Origin of the sequence: Streptomyces thermoviolaceus (assembly GCF_045209695.1) — a bacterium.
GTDB lineage: Bacteria > Actinomycetota > Actinomycetes > Streptomycetales > Streptomycetaceae > Streptomyces > Streptomyces thermoviolaceus.
Map to the genome: position 1 here is coordinate 1,559,682 of NZ_CP109280.1, position 18,547 is coordinate 1,578,228.

The window sequence follows — 18,547 nt, forward strand, 5'->3', positions numbered from 1 at the left end:
GGGGCGCACGCCGGACGCACGCGGGGCAGCGGCCTATTCTTCCACGGCGTCCACCCTGCGCCAAAATCGGCCGTACCGTTCCCCCTCGGGGTCGGGTTCCCAGCCCAGGGCGGCCAGCGTCTCGCGGTCCTTCTTGTCGAAGGCCTTCGGGTCGCAGCGTTCGATCAGGTCCGGCCGGACGGCCGTGGTGCGCTTCAGTGCCTCGTCGCGGCGCCACCGGGCGATCTTCCCGTGGTGGCCGCTGAGCAGCACCTCGGGGATCTCCCGGCCGCGCCAGCGCGGGGGCTTGGTGTAGACGGGGCCCTCCAGGAGGTTGGCCATGGTGCCGGGTGCGAAGGAGTCGTCGCGGTGCGACTCGGCGTTGCCGAGGACGCCGGGCAGCAGCCGGGCCACGGCCTCGGTGATGACCAGGACGGCCGCCTCGCCGCCGGCGAGCACATAGTCGCCGATGGACACTTCGTACACGGGCATGCGGGTGGCGTACTCGTCGAAGACCCGCCGGTCGATGCCCTCGTAGCGGGCCGGGGTGAACACCAGCCAGGGGCGTTCGGACAGCTCGACGGCCATCTCCTGGGTGAACGGGCGGCCACTGGGGGTGGGGACGATCAGCGCGGGCTCGTGGGAGCCGGCCTCGTAGCCGTCGGCGAGGACGGTGTCCAGGGCCTCGCCCCACGGCTCGGTCATCATCACCATGCCGGGGCCGCCGCCGTAGGGCGTGTCGTCGACGGTGTGGTGCCGGTCGTAGGTCCAGGCCCGCAGGTCGTGCACGTGCACGTCCAGCCGGCCCCGGGCGCGGGCCTTGCCGACGAGGGAGACGTCGAGCGGCTCCAGGTACTCGGGGAAGATCGTGACGACGTCGAGGCGCATCAGGAACCGTCCTGTCCGGCCTCGGCGTCGCGGGAGGAGGCGATCTCGGCCCGGTCGTCGATCAGGCCCGGTGGCGGTGCGACGACGGCGCGCTGCTCCTCCAGGTCGATCTCGGTGACGATCTCGGAGACGAACGGGATCATCACCTCGCTGCCGTCCGGCCGCTCCACGATGAACAGATCCTGCGAGGGCAGGTGCGAGATCTCGGTGATCCGGCCGACCGTGACGCCGTCCTCGGTGACCACGTCGAGGTCGATCAGCTGGTAGTCGTAGAACTCGTCCTCTTCCTCGGGGAGCTCGTCGGGGTCGACCTCGGCGATGAGGAGGGTGTTGCGCAGCGCCTCGGCGGCGTTGCGGTCGTCGATCCCCTCGAAGCGCAGCAGGAGGCGGCCGCTGTGGACCCGGCCGGAGGCGATGGTGAGCGGCCCGGCGGAGGGCGGGTCGGTGGCCAGGACGGCGCCCGGGGCGAGCCGGAGTTCCGGCTCGTCGGTACGGACCTCCACGGTGACCTCGCCCCTGATGCCGTGGGCGCGGCCGATCCGTGCGACTACCAGCTGCACTGTGGGTGATCTCCTGTCATACGACTGCGGGCCGGGGACGGCCCGAAGGCCTTCCCCGGCCCGAGCCGGTTGCGTTGAAGCGTCAGCGGACGTGGTCCACGTCGACCAGGTCGACGCGGACGCCGCGGCCGCCGATCGCGCCCACGACGGTGCGCAGAGCGCGAGCGGTCCGGCCGTTGCGACCGATCACCTTGCCGAGGTCGTCGGGGTGGACCCGCACCTCCAGCACGCGCCCGCGACGCAGGTTGCGCGAGGCGACCTGCACATCGTCAGGGTTGTCGACGATGCCCTTCACGAGGTGCTCAAGCGCCTCTTCGAGCATGTTGCTCAGGCCTCGGTCGACTCGGAGGACTCAGCCGCGGCCTCGTCCTTCTTCTCGGCCTTCTTCTTCGGGGTGATCGCCTCACCCTTGGCCTCGTCCTCGCCGGCGAGCGACTCGAACGACGGACGCGGGGCCTTCTCCTCCGGCTGCAGCAGCGGCGCAGGGGCGGGCTCGCCCTTGAACTTCTGCCAGTCACCGGTCTTCTTCAGGATGGCGAGCACGGGCTCGGTCGGCTGAGCGCCGACGGAGAGCCAGTACGCCACACGCTCGGAGTCGACCTCGATGCGCGAGGGGTTCTGCACCGGGTGGTACAGACCGATCTCCTCGATCGCCCGGCCGTCACGACGGGTACGGGAGTCGGCGACGACGATGCGGTAGTGAGGCGAACGGATCTTGCCCAGACGCTTCAGCTTGATCTTGACTGCCACGGGAGTGGGTTCTCCTGGAATTGACGTGGTGGGGCACGGCGGATCTCCGCGTGGGGTTGCGCAGTCGTGGTGCCCGATGGACGCGTCAGCCGGAGGAGAGAGGGGTCCTGTGCGGCTGTCGAGTACAGCCAGCCATTCTGCCATACCCCGCGGACCGGTCCCGCCCCGGGGGTGACCGGTCGCGGCCGGGCGCGCGTCGGCGCACCCGACCCGGCGGGGGTCGTGTCGGGTGCGCTGTCCGGCGCCGTGCGGTCACCGGTCACCGTCGGCGGCCCGGCATCCACGAGATGCCGGTGCGGCCTCCGGACGTCAGGCGGCCCCTGCGACCTCCGGGATGCGGAACGGCTTGCCGCAGCCGCCGCACACGATGGGGGCCTGCGCGAGGACGGAGGGGACGACGCGGACGTTGCGCCCGCAGTCGCACACCGCCTTGACCCGGACGCCGCCACCGGAGGAGCCGTGCCGGGCGGCCGGGCCGCGGAAGGTGCGGCCGGTGTCGCCGGAGGTGGCGGCGGTGTGCGCCTTCAGCGCCCGCTGCAGGCGCTCGATGGTCGGACGGTAGCGCCGCTTGGCCTCGGCGCTCAGTGTGACCAGGGAGAAACCGCTGCTCGGGTGCGGCTCCTCGGGGTGGTCCAGGCCCAGCTCCTCGGCGATGGCGAGGAAGCGGCGGTTGTGGTAGCGGCCGGCCCGTGAGGTGTCGCGCACCCCGCGCGCGGCGGCGATGCCGTGGACTGCCTCGTGCAGCAGTCGCTCGAAGGACAGTTCGTGCCCGCACGCGGACGACGACTCTCCGATCAGGGACTCGGGTGCGGCCAGATCGGGCAGCTCGGGGTGGTGCCGCTGAATGTCGGCCCACGCCTGCGCCAGCTCCGCGGCGAGAACAGGTGGTGTCTGTGTCGTGCTCACGTAATGAGAACGAGCGTGGGTGCTCCTGTGTTCCTATTCCGGGGCATCCCAAATAATTTGCACGTACCCGTCAGTCGGCTCTGATGCGTCCGGACGAGGGCGGGTGCGCCGATCTGCGGAGAAGCCTCACAGCTCACCCCAAGGTGGTGCGTAGGCCGCGTACGTCCCCCCTGGCGGCGGCCGCCGTGCGGCCGCAGATCCCCCGCGCCGCGCCGTCGAGGGGCGTGCGGGCCTCGTCGCACGCCGGAGCGCACGCCGCCCGCCGCGGTGCACGAGGCGTCCCGGCCGTCCGGCGAGCTGCCGCCCGCATCACCAGACGCCTGCATCACACTCAGCGTGCGCGGCGTCCGTGACGTTACCGTCCCTCCCTCGGCGTCCCGAACCGGCTCGCGGACGCGTCGCACCGCCTCGCACGCACATCGGACGCGACGGGCAGCGAAGCGGTTCCCGGACCCGGCGGACGGTGACGGGCGCGCTGCGCCGGGCAGCATCCCCGGCATGGCGCTGCGCCCCGCTCATGTGATCATCAAGCCTCTCGCCCCCGCGGCGCTCGGCCGGCCCTGGGCGCAGGCGCTCGGCTGACAGGCCTACCACCCCGGCGTGACCACCTACGTCGGGCCCGCCGGCGGACTGGTCTGGCCGCATCCGGAGTACGCCGGCCTCGACGTCGTCCCGGTCCCCGAGGACGGGACGACCGGAAAGAACCGTGTGCACCTCGACCTCGCCACACGCTCCGCTGCCCACCACGAGGAGCTGCTCGCACGGCTGCGGGCGCTCGGCGCGACACCCGGCGGCGCGGGGCAGGGCACCCGCGCCGTGGACGGTCCTCGCCGACCCGGTGGGCAACGAGTTCCGCGTGCTGCGGCCCGAGAAGCACCGGGACACCGGACCGATCGCCGCGGTGGTGGCCGACTGCGCGGATCCCCGGGCCATGGCCCGGTTCCGGGGCCGGGCGCTCGACTGGACGGTGCACGAGGTGACCGACGAGCAGGCGGTGCTCCGCTCCGCCGCGGAGACCGGCCCGTGCTTCAGGTTCCTCCGCACGCCCGATGTGCCGAGCGCGCCGGGCCGCCTCCATGCCGACCTGCTGCCCTGCCCCGGCGGCGACAAGGACGCGGAGGTGGCCCGGTTGCGCACGCTCGGCGCCGCCGACCTCGACATCGGCCGGGGCGACGTTCCGTGGACGTGCCTGACGGACCCCTTGGGCCACGAGTTCTGCGTCCTCGCCCCGTCCTGACGCGCCCCGGCCCGACCGGCCGCCGACGGGACGGGAGCGTCGGGGCCGCGCCGGCTTCAGGAGGCAGGGCTCCTCACCTCGCGGCTCCGCCGGCCCGACGCACGCCCGCTCATCCGGCGGACCGCCCGGTGCCGCCGCCGGGCGCCGCCGTGTCGCGTGTCTCCTCGCCGTCGCCGTTCCTGGCCGGGCGGGGGATGCCGGCGACCCGGTAGGCGTCGGCCTCGTCCAGGGTCTCGTTCGCCAGCAGGGCCTCGGCCAGCGCGTCCAGGCGTGCCCGGTGGTCCCGCAGCTTGCGGCACGCCTCCTCGTAGCACTCGTCGACGATGCGGCGCATCTCGGTGTCGATGGTGTCCAGCGTCTGCGGGGCGGCGGCCAGCCCGTACGCCTGCTGCGGGTCGTCGGGCAGTGCCGACAGGCGGCCCAGATGCTCGCTCATGCCCCAGCGGGCCACCATGCCGCGCGCGATCCGGGTGACCTGCTCCAGGTCGTTCTCCGAGCCGGTGGTGACGATGCCGTAGACGACGTGCTCGGCCGCCATGCCGCCGAGCGCGCCGATGATCCGGCCGCGCAGGTACTCCTCGGTGTACGCGTACTTGTCCGACTCCGGTGTGGACAGCGTCACGCCGAGCGCCCGGCCGCGCGGCACGATGGTGACCTTGCGGACCGGGTCGGCGCCGGGCTGGAGCATGCCGAGCAGGGCGTGCCCGCTCTCGTGGTACGCGGTGCGCCGCCGTTCCTCCTCCGGCATCACCAGGGCGCGTTCGGCGCCGAGCTGGACCTTCGTCAGGGCCTCGGAGAAATCGCTGCGGGTGACCTCGCGCTGCCGCCTCTTGACCGCGAGCAGAGCGGCCTCGTTGGCGAGGTTGGCCAGTTCGGCGCCGGTCATCCCCGGGGTGGTGCGGGCCACGTGGGCGAGGTCCACGTCCGGGGCGAGCGGCATACCGCGGGTGTGGATCTCCAGGATGGCCTGCCGGCCGGCGCGGTCCGGCGGGGCGACGCCGACCACGCGGTCGAACCGGCCGGGCCGGGTCAGGGCCGGATCGAGGACGTCGGCACGGTTGGTGGCCGCCAGCACGATCACGCCCTCGGAGCCGGAGAAGCCGTCCATCTCGGTGAGGATCTGGTTCAGCGTCTGCTCGCGCTCGTCGTGGCCGCCCATCGACGCCCCGCCGCCGCGGGCCCGGCCGATGGTGTCGATCTCGTCGATGAAGACGATCGACGGCGCCGTCTTGCGGGCCTCGGCGAACAGCTCCCGCACCCGCGAGGCGCCCACGCCCACGATCATCTCAATGAACTCGGACGCGGACGCCGAGTAGAACGGCACCCGGGCCTCGCCGGCCACCGCCCGGGCCAGCAGCGTCTTGCCCGTGCCGGGCGGGCCGGTCAGCAGCACCCCGCGGGGCATCTTCGCGCCCATGCGCCGGTAGTCGTCGGGGCGTTGGAGGAAGTCGACGACGTCGTCCAGCTCGGCCTTGACCTCGTCGATGCCGGCCACGTCGGCGAACGTGGTGCGCTGGGTGCCGGGCTGCAGCTCGACCGGCCGGGGCGGTGCCTTGCGGCCCAGCAGACCGCCGGGGCCCAGGCCGGCGCCGATGCGCCGGGCGAAGAACACCCACAGCGCCACCAGGACCGCGATCGGCAGCAGCGACAGCAGCAGATTGGCGAGCAGACTGCGCTGCTCCACCACCGGTTGTGCGGTCACCGTGACGTCGTGGTCGGTCAGGTCCTGCCAGAGCCGGTCGCCGGCGAAGGACGGGCGCTGGGTGGTGAACTTCGTGTAGGTGCCGTCCCCGTCCGGGCGGGGCTGGGCCTTCTTGAGCTGCCCCTGGATGGCGTCGCCCTTGGCGTAGATCATGCCGACATTGCCGGCGTCCACCTGCCGGCTGAACTCCGTGTAGGAGATCGTCGGCTCCTTGCCGGAGGTGTAGGTGCTCAGACCGGCGTAGGCGAGCAGGAAGACGACGACCGCCGTGACCAGCAGTGCCCACCAGCGGATCCGCGGCCTGCGGGGACGACGGGATGTTTCGTCCCGGCCGCCTTCCGTGCGCCACGGCCGGTCGGGTGCCTCGGGTGAGGGCGTGGCAGTGCCCATACCTGGACGTTACGGCACTCGGCGCGGCCCGGCACGCGGTCCGGGGAGACCCCGGGGACGACGGAGGGCGCCCCCGGGATGCCCGGGAACGCCCTCGGTGCCGTCACGCCCGCGGCGCGGCGGGCTTCGCCCCTGGAAGCTCGCGGCGGGCCTCAGCCCCTGAAGTTCGCGGCGGGCCTCAGCCCATGAACTTCTTGAACTCCTCCGGCAGCTCGAAGTCCTTGCCGCCCTGCTGCGGCAGCCCGAAGGCGTTGCCGCCGGCGGCCCCGTTGCGGGCCGCGGCACGCCGGGCGGCGGCCTCCTGCTCCTGCTGCTTGCGCTTCATCGGGTTGCCGGAGCGCTGCTTGCCCTTGGCCTTCTTCTGCTGCTTCTTCTGCCGGCCGGCGCCGCCGCCCATGCCCGGCATCCCCGGCAGACCCGGCATACCGCCCTGGGCCATGCGGGACATCATCTTGCGCGCCTCGAAGAACCGCTCGACCAGGTTCTTCACGGCGCTGACCTCGACGCCGGAACCCCTGGCGATGCGCGCGCGACGCGAGCCGTTGATGATGGTCGGATCCTGGCGCTCGGCCGGCGTCATCGACTTGATGATCGCGGCGGTGCGGTCCACGTCCCGCTCGTCGATGTTGTTGATCTGCTCCTTGAGCTGCGCCATGCCGGGCAGCATGCCGAGCAGCTTGGAGATGGAGCCCATCTTGCGGACCTGCTCCATCTGGGCGAGGAAGTCGTCCAGGGTGAAGTCCTGGCCCTTGCGCGAGGCCAGCTTGGAGGCCATGCGCTCGGCCTCTTCCTGGCTGAACGTCTTCTCCGCCTGCTCGATCAGGGTGAGCAGGTCACCCATGTCGAGGATGCGGGAGGCCATCCGGTCGGGGTGGAAGGCGTCGAAGTCGTCCAGCTTCTCGCCGTTGGAGGCGAACATGATCGGCTTGCCGGTGATGTGCCGGATCGACAGCGCGGCACCGCCACGGGCGTCGCCGTCGAGCTTGGAGAGCACCACACCGTCGAAGCCGACGCCGTCGCGGAAGGCCTCCGCGGTGTTCACCGCGTCCTGACCGATCATCGCGTCGACGACGAACAGGATCTCGTTCGGCTGGACGGCGTCCCGGATGTCGGCGGCCTGCTGCATCATCTCCTGGTCGATGCCGAGGCGGCCGGCCGTGTCGATGATGACGATGTCGTGGACGCGGGCCTTCGCGTGGTCGATGGAGTCCTTGGCGACCTTGACCGGGTCGCCGACGCCGTTGCCCGGCTCGGGGGCGTAGACGGCGACCCCGGCGCGCTCGGCGACGACGCTGAGCTGGTTCACCGCGTTGGGGCGCTGCAGGTCGCAGGCGACCAGCAGCGGGGAGTGGCCCTGGTCCTTGAGCCACTTGCCCAGCTTGCCCGCGAGGGTGGTCTTACCGGCACCCTGCAGACCGGCGAGCATGATCACGGTCGGGGGCTGCTTGGCGAACCGCAGGCGGCGGGTCTCGCCGCCCAGGATCTCGATCAGCTCCTCGTTGACGATCTTGATGATCTGCTGGGCCGGGTTGAGCGCCTTGGAGACCTCGGCGCCGAGCGCGCGCTCCTTGACCTGCTTGATGAAGGCGCGCACGACCGGCAGCGCCACGTCGGCCTCGAGGAGCGCGATGCGGATCTCGCGGGCCGTGGCGTCGATGTCGGCCTCGCTCAAACGCCCCTTGCCGCGCAGATTCTTGAAGGTCGCTGAGAGGCGATCGGAGAGAGTGTCGAACACGGCGGCGTCGGTCCTCGGTGTCGGGGGCAGTCTGAGCGTCTTCCAGGGTATCCGGCTCGGCAAGGCAATCGTCCCCGCCCGGCGCGACGAGGCGGGCGACGGCACGCACCGGGGGCCGTCCGCACCGGCGCCGGAGACGCCCGCGGCAGCGCACCGTGGCCGCGCGGTCACGTCCGCAGGGTCTTCTCCAGGGTCTCCGCCAGCGCGGCGGCCTCCGCGTCGGGCAGCGGCGCACCCGTGGCGCCGGTCACGTAGAAGGCGTCGACGGCGTTGGCCCCGAGCGTCGACACGTGCATGCTCCGCACCCGCACCCCGGCCTGCTCCAGTGCGTGCCCGATCCGGAACAGCAGCCCCGGGGCGTCCTGCGCGCGGACCTCGATCACGGTGGCGTGCCAGGAGGCAGCGGGGGCGACCGTCACCCGCGGCGGGGGCGCCACCACTCCGCGCCGGCGGGTCCGGGCGGCGTCCCGTTCGGCCAGGCGGGCGGCGACGTCCAGGGAGCCGTCCAGGGCCCGGACCAGGTCGGCGCGCAGCCGGGCGGCCTGCGGGAGGCTGCCGTACTCGGCGGCGACCCGCCAGTCGAGCAGCAGCACGGGGCCGCCGTCGAGGCCGGCGGGCAGGTCGAGGGCGCGCAGTCCGGCGGTGCGGACGGTCAGCCGGTGCAGGGCCAGCACCCCGGCGACCGCGGGCAGCACGCCGGGCCGGCCGGGGACGGCGATGAGCAGTTCCACGCCGAGGGGCTGCGGCTCGGCGTCGTCCGGCGCCGCCGGGTCCTCCGGCGGCTCCCCGGGGTGCTCGGTGCGGGCGCGCAGGGCCAGGACGGGACCGCCGGTGCGGCCGGCCTCGACGGCGAGCCGTTCCTGCTCGGCGGTGGGCTCGGCGGAGGGCTCCGGCGTCCCGGTGGTCTCTCCGGCGAGGAGGGCCGCGACGCGCCGGACCAGGTCACCGACGAGCGAGGCGCGCCAGGCGGACCAGGCGGCCGGGCCGGTGGCCAGGGCGTCGGCCTCGGTCAGGGCGTGCAGCAGTTCCAGGGTGGTGCGGGTGCCGACCGCCGTGGCGACCGCGCGGACGGTGGCCGGGTCGTCCAGGTCGCGGCGGGTGGCGGTCTCGACGAGCAGCAGATGGTGGCGGACGAGGGTGGCGAGCACGTCGGCGTCGGCGCGGTCGAAGCCGATGCGGGCGGCCGTGTCGCGGGCGATGGTCTCGCCGGTGACCGCGTGGTCTCCGGGCCAGCCCTTGCCGATGTCGTGCAGAAGTGCGGCGACCAGCAGCAGGTCGGGGCGGTGCACCCGGCGGGTGAGGGCGGAGGCGCGCACGGCGGTCTCGATCAGATGCCGGTCGACGGTCCACAGGTGCACGGCGTTGCGCTGCGGGCGGCAGCGGACCCGGTCCCAGTCGGGCAGCAGCCGGGTGATCAGTCCCTCGGCGTCCAGTGCTTCCCAGACCTCGACGGTGGGGCGGCCGGAGCCGAGCAGGGTGACGAGCTGTTCGCGGGCCTCGGTGGGCCAGGGCACGGTCAGCGGGCGTGCGGTGGCGGCCAGGTGCCGCACGGCGTGCGGGGAGAGCGGCAGGCCGGCCTGAGCGGCGGCGGCCGCGGCGCGCAGCGGCAGCACGGGGTCGTGTTCGGGGCGCGCGGTGCGGGCGAGCACCACCTCGCCCTCCTGCTCCACCACTCCTTCGGCGAGCGGGGTCCGTTCGGCGGCCGGTCTGCCGCCGCCCAGCACGGCGCGCAGCCTCGGCCGCACGGCGCGCGAGCGCAGCACGCGCCCCACTTCACGCCAGGTGACATCGCCGGCGTAGGCGATGACCCGTGCCGCTTCGTAGACCTGCCGGAGCAGGGCGTCGGCGTCGGGCAGGCCGAGCGCGGCGGCGACCTGGTCCTGCTCCTGCAGGGCGAGCCGGTCGGTGGCGCGGCCGGTGGTCAGGTGGAGGGCGTCGCGGACGTCGAGCAGCCGCCGGCGGGCCTCGTCCAGGCCGGTGCGGGGGGCGTCGGCCAGCCAGGAGGCGGCCACGGCCCGCAGCGCGGTGGCGTCGCGCAGGCCGCCGCGGGCCTCCTTCAGGTCGGGTTCCAGCAGGTAGCGCAGTTCGCCCCGGCGCTCGGCCCGGTCGGCGCACAGCTGCCGCAGCTCCGGCAGGCGCTTGGGGGCCTGGTTGCGCCAGTCGGCCAGCACGGTGGTGCGCAGCGCGGTGGTCAGGCCGAGGTCGCCGGCGAGGTGGCGGGCGTCCAGCAGACCGAGCTGGGCCTTGAGGTCGTCGCGGGCGGTGCGGCGGGCCTGGGCCGGGGTGCGCACGGAGTGGTCCAGGGCGAGGCCGAGGTCCCACACGGGGTACCAGAGCCGGTCGGCGAGGGCGGCGACCGCGGCGTCGTCGGCGCCGTCGTGCAGCAGAAGCAGGTCGAGGTCGCTGCGCGGGGAGAGCTCACCGCGGCCGTAGCCGCCGACGGCGACCAGGGCGATGCCCCGGGCCGGGCCGCCGACGGCGGCGGTGAACAGGCCGGCCAGCCATTCGTCGGTGAGCCGGGCGAGGGCGGCGCGGCGCCGCGGCCCGGACGGACCCGGTGCGGTCAGCAGGCGCAGCCGTGCCGCCGCGTAGCCGCCGGATGCCACGCCGTCCGCTTCCTTCCGCGTGTCGTCGGTGTACGTCACCCGGCACCTCCTGTCCTCGGGCCGTCCGGGCCCCTCGCCCGCGCTCAGAGCGCGTCCGGGCCGCGTTCGCCCGTCCTGACCCGTACGACCGTCTCGACCGGCACGGACCAGACCTTCCCGTCGCCGATCTTGCCGGTGCGGGCCGCCTTGACCAGGACCTCGATGAGCTGTTCGGCGTCCTCGTCCTCGGCCAGCACCTCGATGCGGATCTTGGGCACGAGGTCGACGGTGTACTCGGCACCGCGGTAGACCTCGGTGTGACCGCGCTGGCGTCCGTAGCCGCTGGCCTCGGTGACGGTCAGCCCGTGGACGCCGAAGGCCTGCAGGGCCTCCTTGATCTCGTCGAGCCGGTGCGGTTTGACGACGGCGGTGATGAGCCTCATGCGTCCACCTTCCTGGTCTGCTTCGGCTGCCCGGCGGCAGCGAGGGGGGCGGTCACGGAGGCGAGGACACCGCCGCCGGCGCCGCTGAAGTCGTACGCGGTCTCGGCGTGCTGGGCCTGGTCGATGCCGGAGACCTCCTCGTCCTCGCCGACCCGCATCCCGAGCGTCTTGTCGATCAGGAAGGCGAGGACGGCGGAGGCGACGAGGGAGTAGGCGAGGACGCCGAGCACACCGGCGCACTGCTTCCAGAACTGGTCCAGGCCGCCGCCGTAGAACAGACCCTTGACGTCGGACTGGCCCTCGCCGCTGGCGAAGAAGCCGACCAGCAGGGAACCGATGATGCCGCCGACCATGTGGACGCCGACCACGTCGAGGGAGTCGTCGTAGCCGAAGCGGTACTTCAGGCCGACGGCCATGGCGCACACGGCACCGGCGACGGCGCCGACCGCGAGGGCGCCGAGCGGGGAGACCGCACCGCCGGACGGGGTGATCGCGACCAGGCCGGCGACCGCGCCGGAGGCGGCGCCGAGCGTGGTGCACGCACCGTGGCGGATCTTCTCCCAGGCGAGCCAGGCGAGCAGGGCGGCCGCGGTGGCGATCTGCGTGTTGACGAACATCAGGGCGCCCACGCCGTCGCTGTTGCCCAGCCAGGAGCCGGCGTTGAAGCCGAACCAGCCGAACCACAGCAGCCCGGCGCCGAGCACGACCAGGGGCAGGCTGTGCGGGCGCATCGGGTCCTTCTTGAAGCCGATGCGCTTGCCGATGACGAGGATCACGCCGAGCGCCGCGGCACCGGCGTTGATGTGGACGGCGGTGCCGCCCGCGAAGTCGATCACCCCGAGGTCGTAGGCCCAGCCGCCCTCGCCCCAGACCCAGTGGGCGACCGGGAAGTACACGATCGTGGCCCACAGCACCACGAACAGCACCCACGCGCTGAACTTGACCCGGTCGGCCAGGGCGCCGCTGATCAGGGCCGGGGTGATGATCGCGAACATCAGCTGGAAGACCGCGAAGACGAAGATCGGGATGGTGGTCCCGGACCACAGGTCCGTCTTGCCGATGCCGCCGAGGCCGACGAAGTCGCCGGCCCAGCCCACGAGCGAGCCGTGGTCGGTGCCGAAGGCCACGGAGAATCCGTACAGCACCCACAGGACGGTGACGATCCCGAGGCTGATGAAGCTCATCATCAGCATGTTGAGGGTGCTCTTGACGCGGACCATGCCTCCGTAGAAGAAGGCAAGGCCCGGGGTCATCAGCATCACCAGGGCGGAACAGATCAGCATGAAGCCGGTGTCGGCGGACGACAGCGTGGGTGCGTCCGCCGCGAGCAGGATGGCTGGTGCCATCGGCGTCTCCTCGTCGGTCGTACGGCTCCGTGCGGGCGAAGCCGTGCGGTCCGGACGGTGCGGTCCGAGGGGGCCGCGCGTCGTCCGGACGGTGAGCGGTGGGCCGGTTGTGCCGACGAGGTTGGCGCAGCACGGTTTCGGCGGGCGCGCCTCGGTGTTTCGCCGGGGTGACAAAGGCTCCCGGAGTGTTACGCCCGGATGAACCGTGCGTCGCGGGGCGGACAGGGACCGGCCGCGGCCTGCCTTCCGATGACCTGGCATGGGGGAGCCGAGTCGGGCAGTTCAGGAGGGCCGGCCGCGGCCGGGGCTCGAGGGAGCCGTCGTCAGACGGCCTCGGCGACGTCGGGCAGCGCTTCGGCGAGGGTGTCGCTCAGGGCGACGACCTCGTCGAGGTCGCCGTAGTCGCGTACCGCGCTGTCGACGGTCTTGCGGATGCGGGTGTTGACGCGTTCGGAGCGGACCTTCTTGGCCTCCTCCAGGGCTCGGGTCACATAGTGGACGCTCCGCTCGGGCTCGCGCCGCAGCAGCTGGACGGTGGCCATGCCGACGAGGTTCAGGGCGTAGGAGCGCTGGTGGGCCCGGTCGTCGGCGAACAGCCGCACGGCCTTGTCCATCAGCGGTTCCGCCTGAGCCGCGTAGTGCGGGCCGCGGCCGACGACCCAGGCGAGGTCGCGGAAGCAGTGGGCGGTCTCGGCGGACAGCTCGGCCTCGGAGAAGAAGCGGATCCAGTCGGGGTCGGGCTCGTCCCCATCGGCGGCCTCCGCGAAGGTGTCCTCGGCCAGGCGCACCGCCCGCGTGCACCGGGCGGGCCGGCCCAGGTTGGCCCAGGCCCGGGCCTCCATCGCATACAGCATGGCCTGGGTGCGCGGGCTCGCGCAGTCCCGGCTGCCGTACTGGGCGAGGTGGATCAGCTGCAGGGCGTCGTCGGGGCGCCCGAGGTGGATCATCTGCCGGCTCATGCTGGACAGCACGTACGAGCCGAGCGGACGGTCGCCGGCCTCCTTGGCGGCGTGCAGGGCGAGGACGAAGTACTTCTGCGCGGTGGGTTGGAGTCCCACGTCGTAGCTCATCCAGCCGGCCAGCTGGGCCAGCTCGGCGGCGACCTTGAACAGCCGCCGACGGGTGGCCTCGGGGTGCGACTCCTGGAGCAGGTCGGTCACCTCGTGCAGCTGGCCGACGACGGCCTTGCGGCGCAGGCCGCCGCCGCACTGGGCGTCCCAGGAGCGGAACATCCTCGTCGTGGTCTCCAGCAGGTCCAGCTCCGGCCGGGAGAGCGGGCCGGGGCGGCGGTCCGCGGACGGCTCGGGGTCGTCGCGCGGCACCGGCGGGGAGGGCACGAGCCAGCGCTGCATCGGTTCGACGAGGGCGGGTCCCGCGGCCACCGCCAGCGAACTGCCGAGGAAGCCGCGGCGCGCCAGCATCAGGTCGCTGCGCGAGAACTCGCTGAGCAGCGCCACGGTCTGCGGGCCCGTCCAGGGCAGGTCGACCCCGATGGCCGAGGGCGACGGACGGGTGGAGCGCAGACCCAGGTCCTCCACGGAGACCACGCAGCCGAAGCGCTCGGAGAACAGGTCCGCCAGGATCCGGGGGATCGGCTCGCGCGGGTTCTCCCCGTCCAGCCAGCGCCGCACGCGGGAGGTGTCGGTGGAGACGTGGCCGGCCCCCATGTCACGTGCGCGGCTGTTGACCTGCCGGGCGAGTTCGCCCTTGGACCAGCCGCTGCGTGTGAACCACGACGCGAGCAGCTCGTTCGGACGTTTGTCCGTCGCAGCGCTCGTACCGCCGCCGTTGCCGCTCACCGGAACGCCCCCACCTTCCTGAGAACCTGTGCCGCCGGGTGCGCCGAGCCCGGGCGGGACGCCGGTCGGCACGGCCGCCCCTGGCCCGGCTGTCACCCGCCGGAGGGAAGGACGACTTGCCTGCGGCATACCCACGGACGCCTGCGCCCCCGGAGACCCGACACTCACAGTAATCCTACGATCACTACCCCCTCCACAGGGGCGACGGAATCGCCACCATTCGCCACCCCTTCGAATGAACTTCGAGTCAACTTCCCGCGCTTCACTCGACACGACACGCCGACGATCAGGTGGACCGGAGCACGACAGGGCGCGCGCCGAGAACCTCGCCACTCGGGACGCATCCGGACGCCGCGCGGGTGTGGCGACGCAGAGACGGGGCAACACAGAGAGTAACGTTCCGCATCCTCACCGTGACCGAGCGGGTGGCGGAACCGTTGGAGGGGGCATGGGCTTCACGATCGGCGGGATGCGCGAGATCCGCACCGGCACCCGGTGGCGCGGCCGGTCGTACCGCTCCGCCGAGTGCACGGCGGTGGCCGAGTACACCAGCCTGTGGGGGTGGGACGTGGTGCGCGGCGCACGGGCCGTCGCCGGGTCCTGCTCCTGCGGCCGCCGGGACTGCTCCGCCCCCGGCGCGCATCCCCTCGAGTCCGCCCCCGAGGTCCCGGCGGGCGCCACGCTGGAGCAGGTCACCCGGGCCTGGGCCGGCACGCCGGACGCCACGGTGATGTTCGCGCTCGGGCGTGCCTTCGACGCGATCGAGGTCGCCGAGTCCACCGCACGACGGGCCCTGGTGCGCATGGAGCGCATGGGCCTGCCCCTGGGCCCGGTGACGGCCGGCCCGGACGGCCGCGCCCACTTCTTCGTCGCCCCCGGATCGGCGGCCCGGCTGCCCGGCCTGCTGTACCGCATGGGCTGGGACGACCCCGCCTCGCTGGACGTGCGCGGGCTGGGCACCGGCCACTATCTGACCGCGCCGCCCTCCGACCGGGGCGGCCGCGGCCCCGTCCGCTGGCTGCGTCCACCGGACCTGCACGCGGCGCGGCCGCCGCAGGCGCGTCTGCTGCTGGGCCCCCTGGCCTACGTCGCCCACCGCTCGCGGGCGCAGGGCCCGTCCCCTCTCCCCCGGGCCGCCCGCGCGGACCGGCGCAGAAGCCCCGGCACACGACGGCGCCCGCTCCCCTTGCCGTGGTGATCGGGGGAGCGGGCGCCGTGGTGCGGGGCGGGGCGATCGGCCGGTGCCGGCCGGTCAGTCCCCGATGAGGGCGTCAACGAACGCCTCCGGCTCGAACGGGGCGAGGTCGTCCGCGCCCTCGCCGAGTCCGACCAGCTTGACCGGGACGCCCAGCTCGCGCTGGACCGAGACGACGATGCCGCCCTTGGCCGTACCGTCGAGCTTGGTGAGCACGATGCCGGTGATGTCCACGACCTCCGCGAAGACGCGGGCCTGCACCAGTCCGTTCTGACCGGTGGTGGCGTCCAGGACCAGCAGCACCTCGTCCAGCGGGGCGTGCTTCTCGACGACCCGCTTGACCTTGCCCAGCTCGTCCATCAGGCCGGTCTTGGTGTGCAGCCGGCCGGCGGTGTCGATGAGCACCACGTCGGCGCCCAGCTCCTTGCCCTCCTTGACCGCGTCGAAGGCGACGGAGGCGGGGTCTCCGCCCTCCGGGCCGCGCACGGTGTGGGCGCCGACCCGCTCGCCCCAGGTCTGCAGCTGGTCGGCGGCGGCGGCACGGAAGGTGTCGGCGGCGCCGAGCACCACGCTGCGGCCGTCGGCCACCAGGACACGGGCCAGCTTGCCGGTGGTGGTGGTCTTGCCGGTGCCGTTGACGCCGACGACCATCACGATGCCCGGCTTGCCGGTGTCCGGCTCGGTGCGCACCGTGCGGTCCATGTCGGGACCGATCAGGGTGAGCAGCTCCTCGCGCAGCAGTGCGCGCAGCTCCTCCGGGGTGCGGGTGCCCAGCACGCGGACCCGCTCGCGCAGCCGCTCGACCAGCTCCTGCGTGGCCTGCACCCCGACGTCGGCGGTGAGCAGGGTGTCCTCGATCTCCTCCCAGGTGTCCTCGTCGAGGTGCTCGCGGGACAGCAGGGTGAGCAGGCCCTTGCCCAGGGCGTTCTGCGACCGGGACAGCCGGGCGCGCAGCCGGACCAGACGGCCGGCCGTCGGCTCGGGGATCTCGATCGGCGGCGCGGGGAGTTCTTCGACGACCGGCGGCTCCTCCACGGTGGTGGGCGCGGAGGCCTCCGGAAGGTCCACCTCCTCGATCGTCCGCCGCGGCTCGTCGCGCGGCGTCTCGGCCTCTTCGCCGACGTGCGGCTCGGCCTCGGGTGCGGTGAGGTCAGGGGGGCTGGGCGGCGGTGCGACCGGCGGCTTGCGCCGCCGGCTGCCGACGACGAGCCCGCCGAGCGCGCCGAGCACCACCACGGCGATGACTACAGCAAGGATGATGGTTTCCATAACGCGTCCAGTATCAGCCATCGGCCGTGACCGAAGGCCGTTTGCGGCTTGCCCGACCGCTTGTGGTTTCCGCCAAGAGACAAAGGCCACGTACCGTCACGAGTGGGATCAAAGTACGATGGCACCCGAGGATCAACACGCGTAGAGTCCGGACGGCAACGCTGGGCCGCGGTGTGCCGCCACATCGGCGTCCCCTCATCCCCCCACGCGCACCACCGCCCCCACACCCCACGACAAGGCACGGATTTTTCTCCATGAGCAAGACCGTCCAGGCCGAAGGTGCCCTGGAAACGCGCGGCATCGAGCAGGTCCCTGACGCCGAGCGCACCGGCCGGACCCGCGAACTGTTCCCCACCTGGGTCGGCGCCAACATCAGCGTGCTGCTGCTCACCATGGGCGCGAGTCTCGTCGTCGCCTACCACCTCTCCTTCTGGCAGGCGGTCGTCTGCGCGGTCGCGGCGCCGGTGGTGTCCTACGGCCTGGTCGGCCTGATCGGCATCGCGGGCAAGCGCGGCGGCGCACCCGGCATGGCGCTGTCCCGCGCGGTGTTCGGGCAGCGCGGCAACCTGCTGCCCGGCGCGCTGATCTGGGTGGCCCGCTGGGGCTGGGAGACCATCAACGCGGTCACCGGCGCCTACGCCCTGCTCACCGTCCTGGACATCGTGTTCGGGCTGAAGGCCAACAGCGTGCTGGACATCGTGATGCTGCTGGCCTTCGTCGTCGCGACCTTCGCGATCTCCGGGCTCGGCATCAACGCCGTCCAGAAGTGCAACCAGTACGCGACCTATCTCTTCGGCCTGTTCTCGGTGCTGGTCCTGGTGTACCTGATCGTGGACACCGACTGGTCGAACGTGTTCTCCCGCCCCGCCGGTTCGACCGCGGCGGTCATCACCGGCATCGGCATGATCGCGGCGGGCGGCGTCAGCTGGATCCCGACCGCACCGGACTTCACCCGCTACCTGCCGCGCACCGCGTCGTCCAAGGCGATCGTGGGCCACTCGGTGGGCGGCGCCGGCATCGTCGTGCTGCCCATGGTGCTCATGGGCACGGTCATGGCGGTCTCCACGCCCGACCTGGCCTCGGCCTCCGACCCGGTGTCCTTCCTCGGCGAGATCCTGCCCACCTGGATCGCTGTGCCGTACCTGCTGATCGCCCTGATCGGCATGCTGCTGATCAACGCGATGTCGATGTACTCGGCGGGCTTCACCGCGCAGACCCTGGGCTTCAGGATCCCCCGTCACTGGGCGGTGTCGGTCAACGCCGTGATCTCGCTGGGCTTCGGCGGTGTGCTGATGCTCGTGGCGACCAGCTTCATGGGCTCGTTCATCGCCTTCCTGTCGCTGCTCGCGGTCGCCTTCTCCGCCTGGGTGGGCGTCTTCGGCGCCGACATGCTGCGGCGCACCGAGTACGACGGCCGCGCCATGGCCGACACCACGCGCACCAGCGCCTACTGGTACACCGGCGGCTTCTCCCCCGCCGCCGTGGCCGCCTGGGCGATCGGCCTGGTCGCGGGCCTGATGTTCACCACCTCCGACTGGTTCACCGGCCCCCTGGCGCACAACAACGTCATCGGTGAGTACGGCCTCGGCTGGGTGGCCACCATCGTGATCTCCGGCGTGCTGTACCTGGTGCTGCCCAAGCCGGCGGTGGTCGCCCCGTCGTCCCCTGCGGACGCGGACGCCGCCGGCGCCTCGGCCGCCGGATCCGCCGCCCGGCCGGAGTCCGTGCGCGCCTGACGACCGGGTCCGGTGTCCGGCCCCGGT

The 18,547-nt window shown here is 73.0% G+C and carries 13 protein-coding genes and 2 pseudogenes; 3 read left to right on the forward strand and 12 right to left on the reverse strand.

Annotation, left to right across the window (positions count from 1 at the left end; all coding sequences use genetic code 11):
- Positions 1 to 33 precede the first annotated feature (33 nt).
- The 5 genes from trmD to OG899_RS06770 all read right to left on the reverse strand — a co-directional run bounded on the left by trmD (position 34) and on the right by OG899_RS06770 (position 3,083).
- Positions 34 to 867, reverse strand: a complete 834-nt coding sequence (trmD, locus tag OG899_RS06750; protein WP_125499449.1) for a tRNA (guanosine(37)-N1)-methyltransferase TrmD — start codon at positions 865 to 867, stop codon at positions 34 to 36.
- The gene (gene rimM / locus OG899_RS06755) at positions 867 to 1,427 is read right to left on the reverse strand and encodes a ribosome maturation factor RimM (RefSeq protein WP_125499448.1); all 561 of its coding nucleotides are present in this window, start codon (positions 1,425 to 1,427) and stop codon (positions 867 to 869) included. Before rimM ends, trmD begins: the two co-directional genes overlap by 1 nt.
- A gap of 82 nt (positions 1,428 to 1,509) precedes the next feature.
- Positions 1,510 to 1,749 (reverse strand): RNA-binding protein, encoded by a 240-nt coding sequence (locus tag OG899_RS06760; RefSeq protein WP_003973401.1) that lies wholly within the window; start codon positions 1,747 to 1,749, stop codon positions 1,510 to 1,512.
- A 5-nt stretch (positions 1,750 to 1,754) separates the two neighbouring features.
- The gene (rpsP, locus tag OG899_RS06765; RefSeq protein WP_125499447.1) at positions 1,755 to 2,177 is read right to left on the reverse strand and encodes a 30S ribosomal protein S16; all 423 of its coding nucleotides are present in this window, start codon (positions 2,175 to 2,177) and stop codon (positions 1,755 to 1,757) included.
- A 309-nt stretch (positions 2,178 to 2,486) separates the two neighbouring features.
- A complete protein-coding gene (locus OG899_RS06770; protein WP_125499446.1) occupies positions 2,487 to 3,083 on the reverse strand; it encodes a hypothetical protein in 597 nt (198 codons plus the stop codon).
- Positions 3,084 to 3,581: 498 nt separating this feature from the next.
- Between OG899_RS06770 and OG899_RS06775 the strand changes: the two are divergent.
- Positions 3,582 to 4,320: pseudogene (locus OG899_RS06775) on the forward strand (VOC family protein).
- Positions 4,321 to 4,429: 109 nt separating this feature from the next.
- Here the strand turns inward: OG899_RS06775 and ftsH are convergent.
- The 6 genes from ftsH to OG899_RS06805 form a co-directional block, all read right to left on the reverse strand.
- Entirely contained in the window at positions 4,430 to 6,412 is a 1,983-nt protein-coding gene (gene ftsH, locus OG899_RS06780; RefSeq protein WP_125499445.1) for an ATP-dependent zinc metalloprotease FtsH, read from the reverse strand.
- A gap of 178 nt (positions 6,413 to 6,590) precedes the next feature.
- Positions 6,591 to 8,147: a signal recognition particle protein gene (ffh, locus tag OG899_RS06785; RefSeq protein WP_168131271.1), complete on the reverse strand. Its 1,557-nt coding sequence runs from the start codon at positions 8,145 to 8,147 to the stop codon at positions 6,591 to 6,593.
- A 167-nt stretch (positions 8,148 to 8,314) separates the two neighbouring features.
- Positions 8,315 to 10,792 (reverse strand): [protein-PII] uridylyltransferase, encoded by a 2,478-nt coding sequence (locus OG899_RS06790; RefSeq protein ID WP_168131270.1) that lies wholly within the window; start codon positions 10,790 to 10,792, stop codon positions 8,315 to 8,317.
- Between the two features lie 44 nt (positions 10,793 to 10,836).
- Positions 10,837 to 11,175, reverse strand: a complete 339-nt coding sequence (locus OG899_RS06795) for a P-II family nitrogen regulator (RefSeq protein WP_125499442.1) — start codon at positions 11,173 to 11,175, stop codon at positions 10,837 to 10,839.
- Positions 11,172 to 12,521 (reverse strand): ammonium transporter, encoded by a 1,350-nt coding sequence (locus OG899_RS06800; RefSeq protein ID WP_125499441.1) that lies wholly within the window; start codon positions 12,519 to 12,521, stop codon positions 11,172 to 11,174. Before OG899_RS06800 ends, OG899_RS06795 begins: the two co-directional genes overlap by 4 nt.
- Before the next feature lie 323 nt (positions 12,522 to 12,844).
- Entirely contained in the window at positions 12,845 to 14,320 is a 1,476-nt protein-coding gene (locus OG899_RS06805) for a hypothetical protein (protein ID WP_125499440.1), read from the reverse strand.
- 448 nt (positions 14,321 to 14,768) lie between these two features.
- Here OG899_RS06805 and OG899_RS06810 point away from each other — a divergent pair.
- Positions 14,769 to 15,428 (forward strand): annotated as a pseudogene (locus tag OG899_RS06810) (bifunctional DNA primase/polymerase); the annotation flags it as partial.
- A gap of 144 nt (positions 15,429 to 15,572) precedes the next feature.
- On the opposite strand, the gene ftsY reads toward OG899_RS06810, so the two are convergent.
- Positions 15,573 to 16,784: a signal recognition particle-docking protein FtsY gene (ftsY, locus tag OG899_RS06815; protein ID WP_125499438.1), complete on the reverse strand. Its 1,212-nt coding sequence runs from the start codon at positions 16,782 to 16,784 to the stop codon at positions 15,573 to 15,575.
- A gap of 254 nt (positions 16,785 to 17,038) precedes the next feature.
- Here ftsY and OG899_RS06820 point away from each other — a divergent pair, with 254 nt between their 5' ends.
- Positions 17,039 to 18,520 (forward strand): cytosine permease, encoded by a 1,482-nt coding sequence (locus OG899_RS06820; RefSeq protein ID WP_125499437.1) that lies wholly within the window; start codon positions 17,039 to 17,041, stop codon positions 18,518 to 18,520.
- Positions 18,521 to 18,547: the final 27 nt, after the last annotated feature.

Coding starts and splice junctions, on each gene's coding strand:
- ftsH (WP_125499445.1), bottom strand. CDS start 6,412: ATGGGCACTGCCACGCCCTCACCCGAGGCACCCGACCGGCCGTGGCGC.
- OG899_RS06760 (WP_003973401.1), bottom strand. CDS start 1,749: ATGCTCGAAGAGGCGCTTGAGCACCTCGTGAAGGGCATCGTCGACAAC.
- OG899_RS06795 (WP_125499442.1), bottom strand. CDS start 11,175: ATGAGGCTCATCACCGCCGTCGTCAAACCGCACCGGCTCGACGAGATC.
- trmD (WP_125499449.1), bottom strand. CDS start 867: ATGCGCCTCGACGTCGTCACGATCTTCCCCGAGTACCTGGAGCCGCTC.
- OG899_RS06800 (WP_125499441.1), bottom strand. CDS start 12,521: ATGGCACCAGCCATCCTGCTCGCGGCGGACGCACCCACGCTGTCGTCC.
- OG899_RS06820 (WP_125499437.1), top strand. CDS start 17,039: ATGAGCAAGACCGTCCAGGCCGAAGGTGCCCTGGAAACGCGCGGCATC.
- ftsY (WP_125499438.1), bottom strand. CDS start 16,784: ATGGAAACCATCATCCTTGCTGTAGTCATCGCCGTGGTGGTGCTCGGC.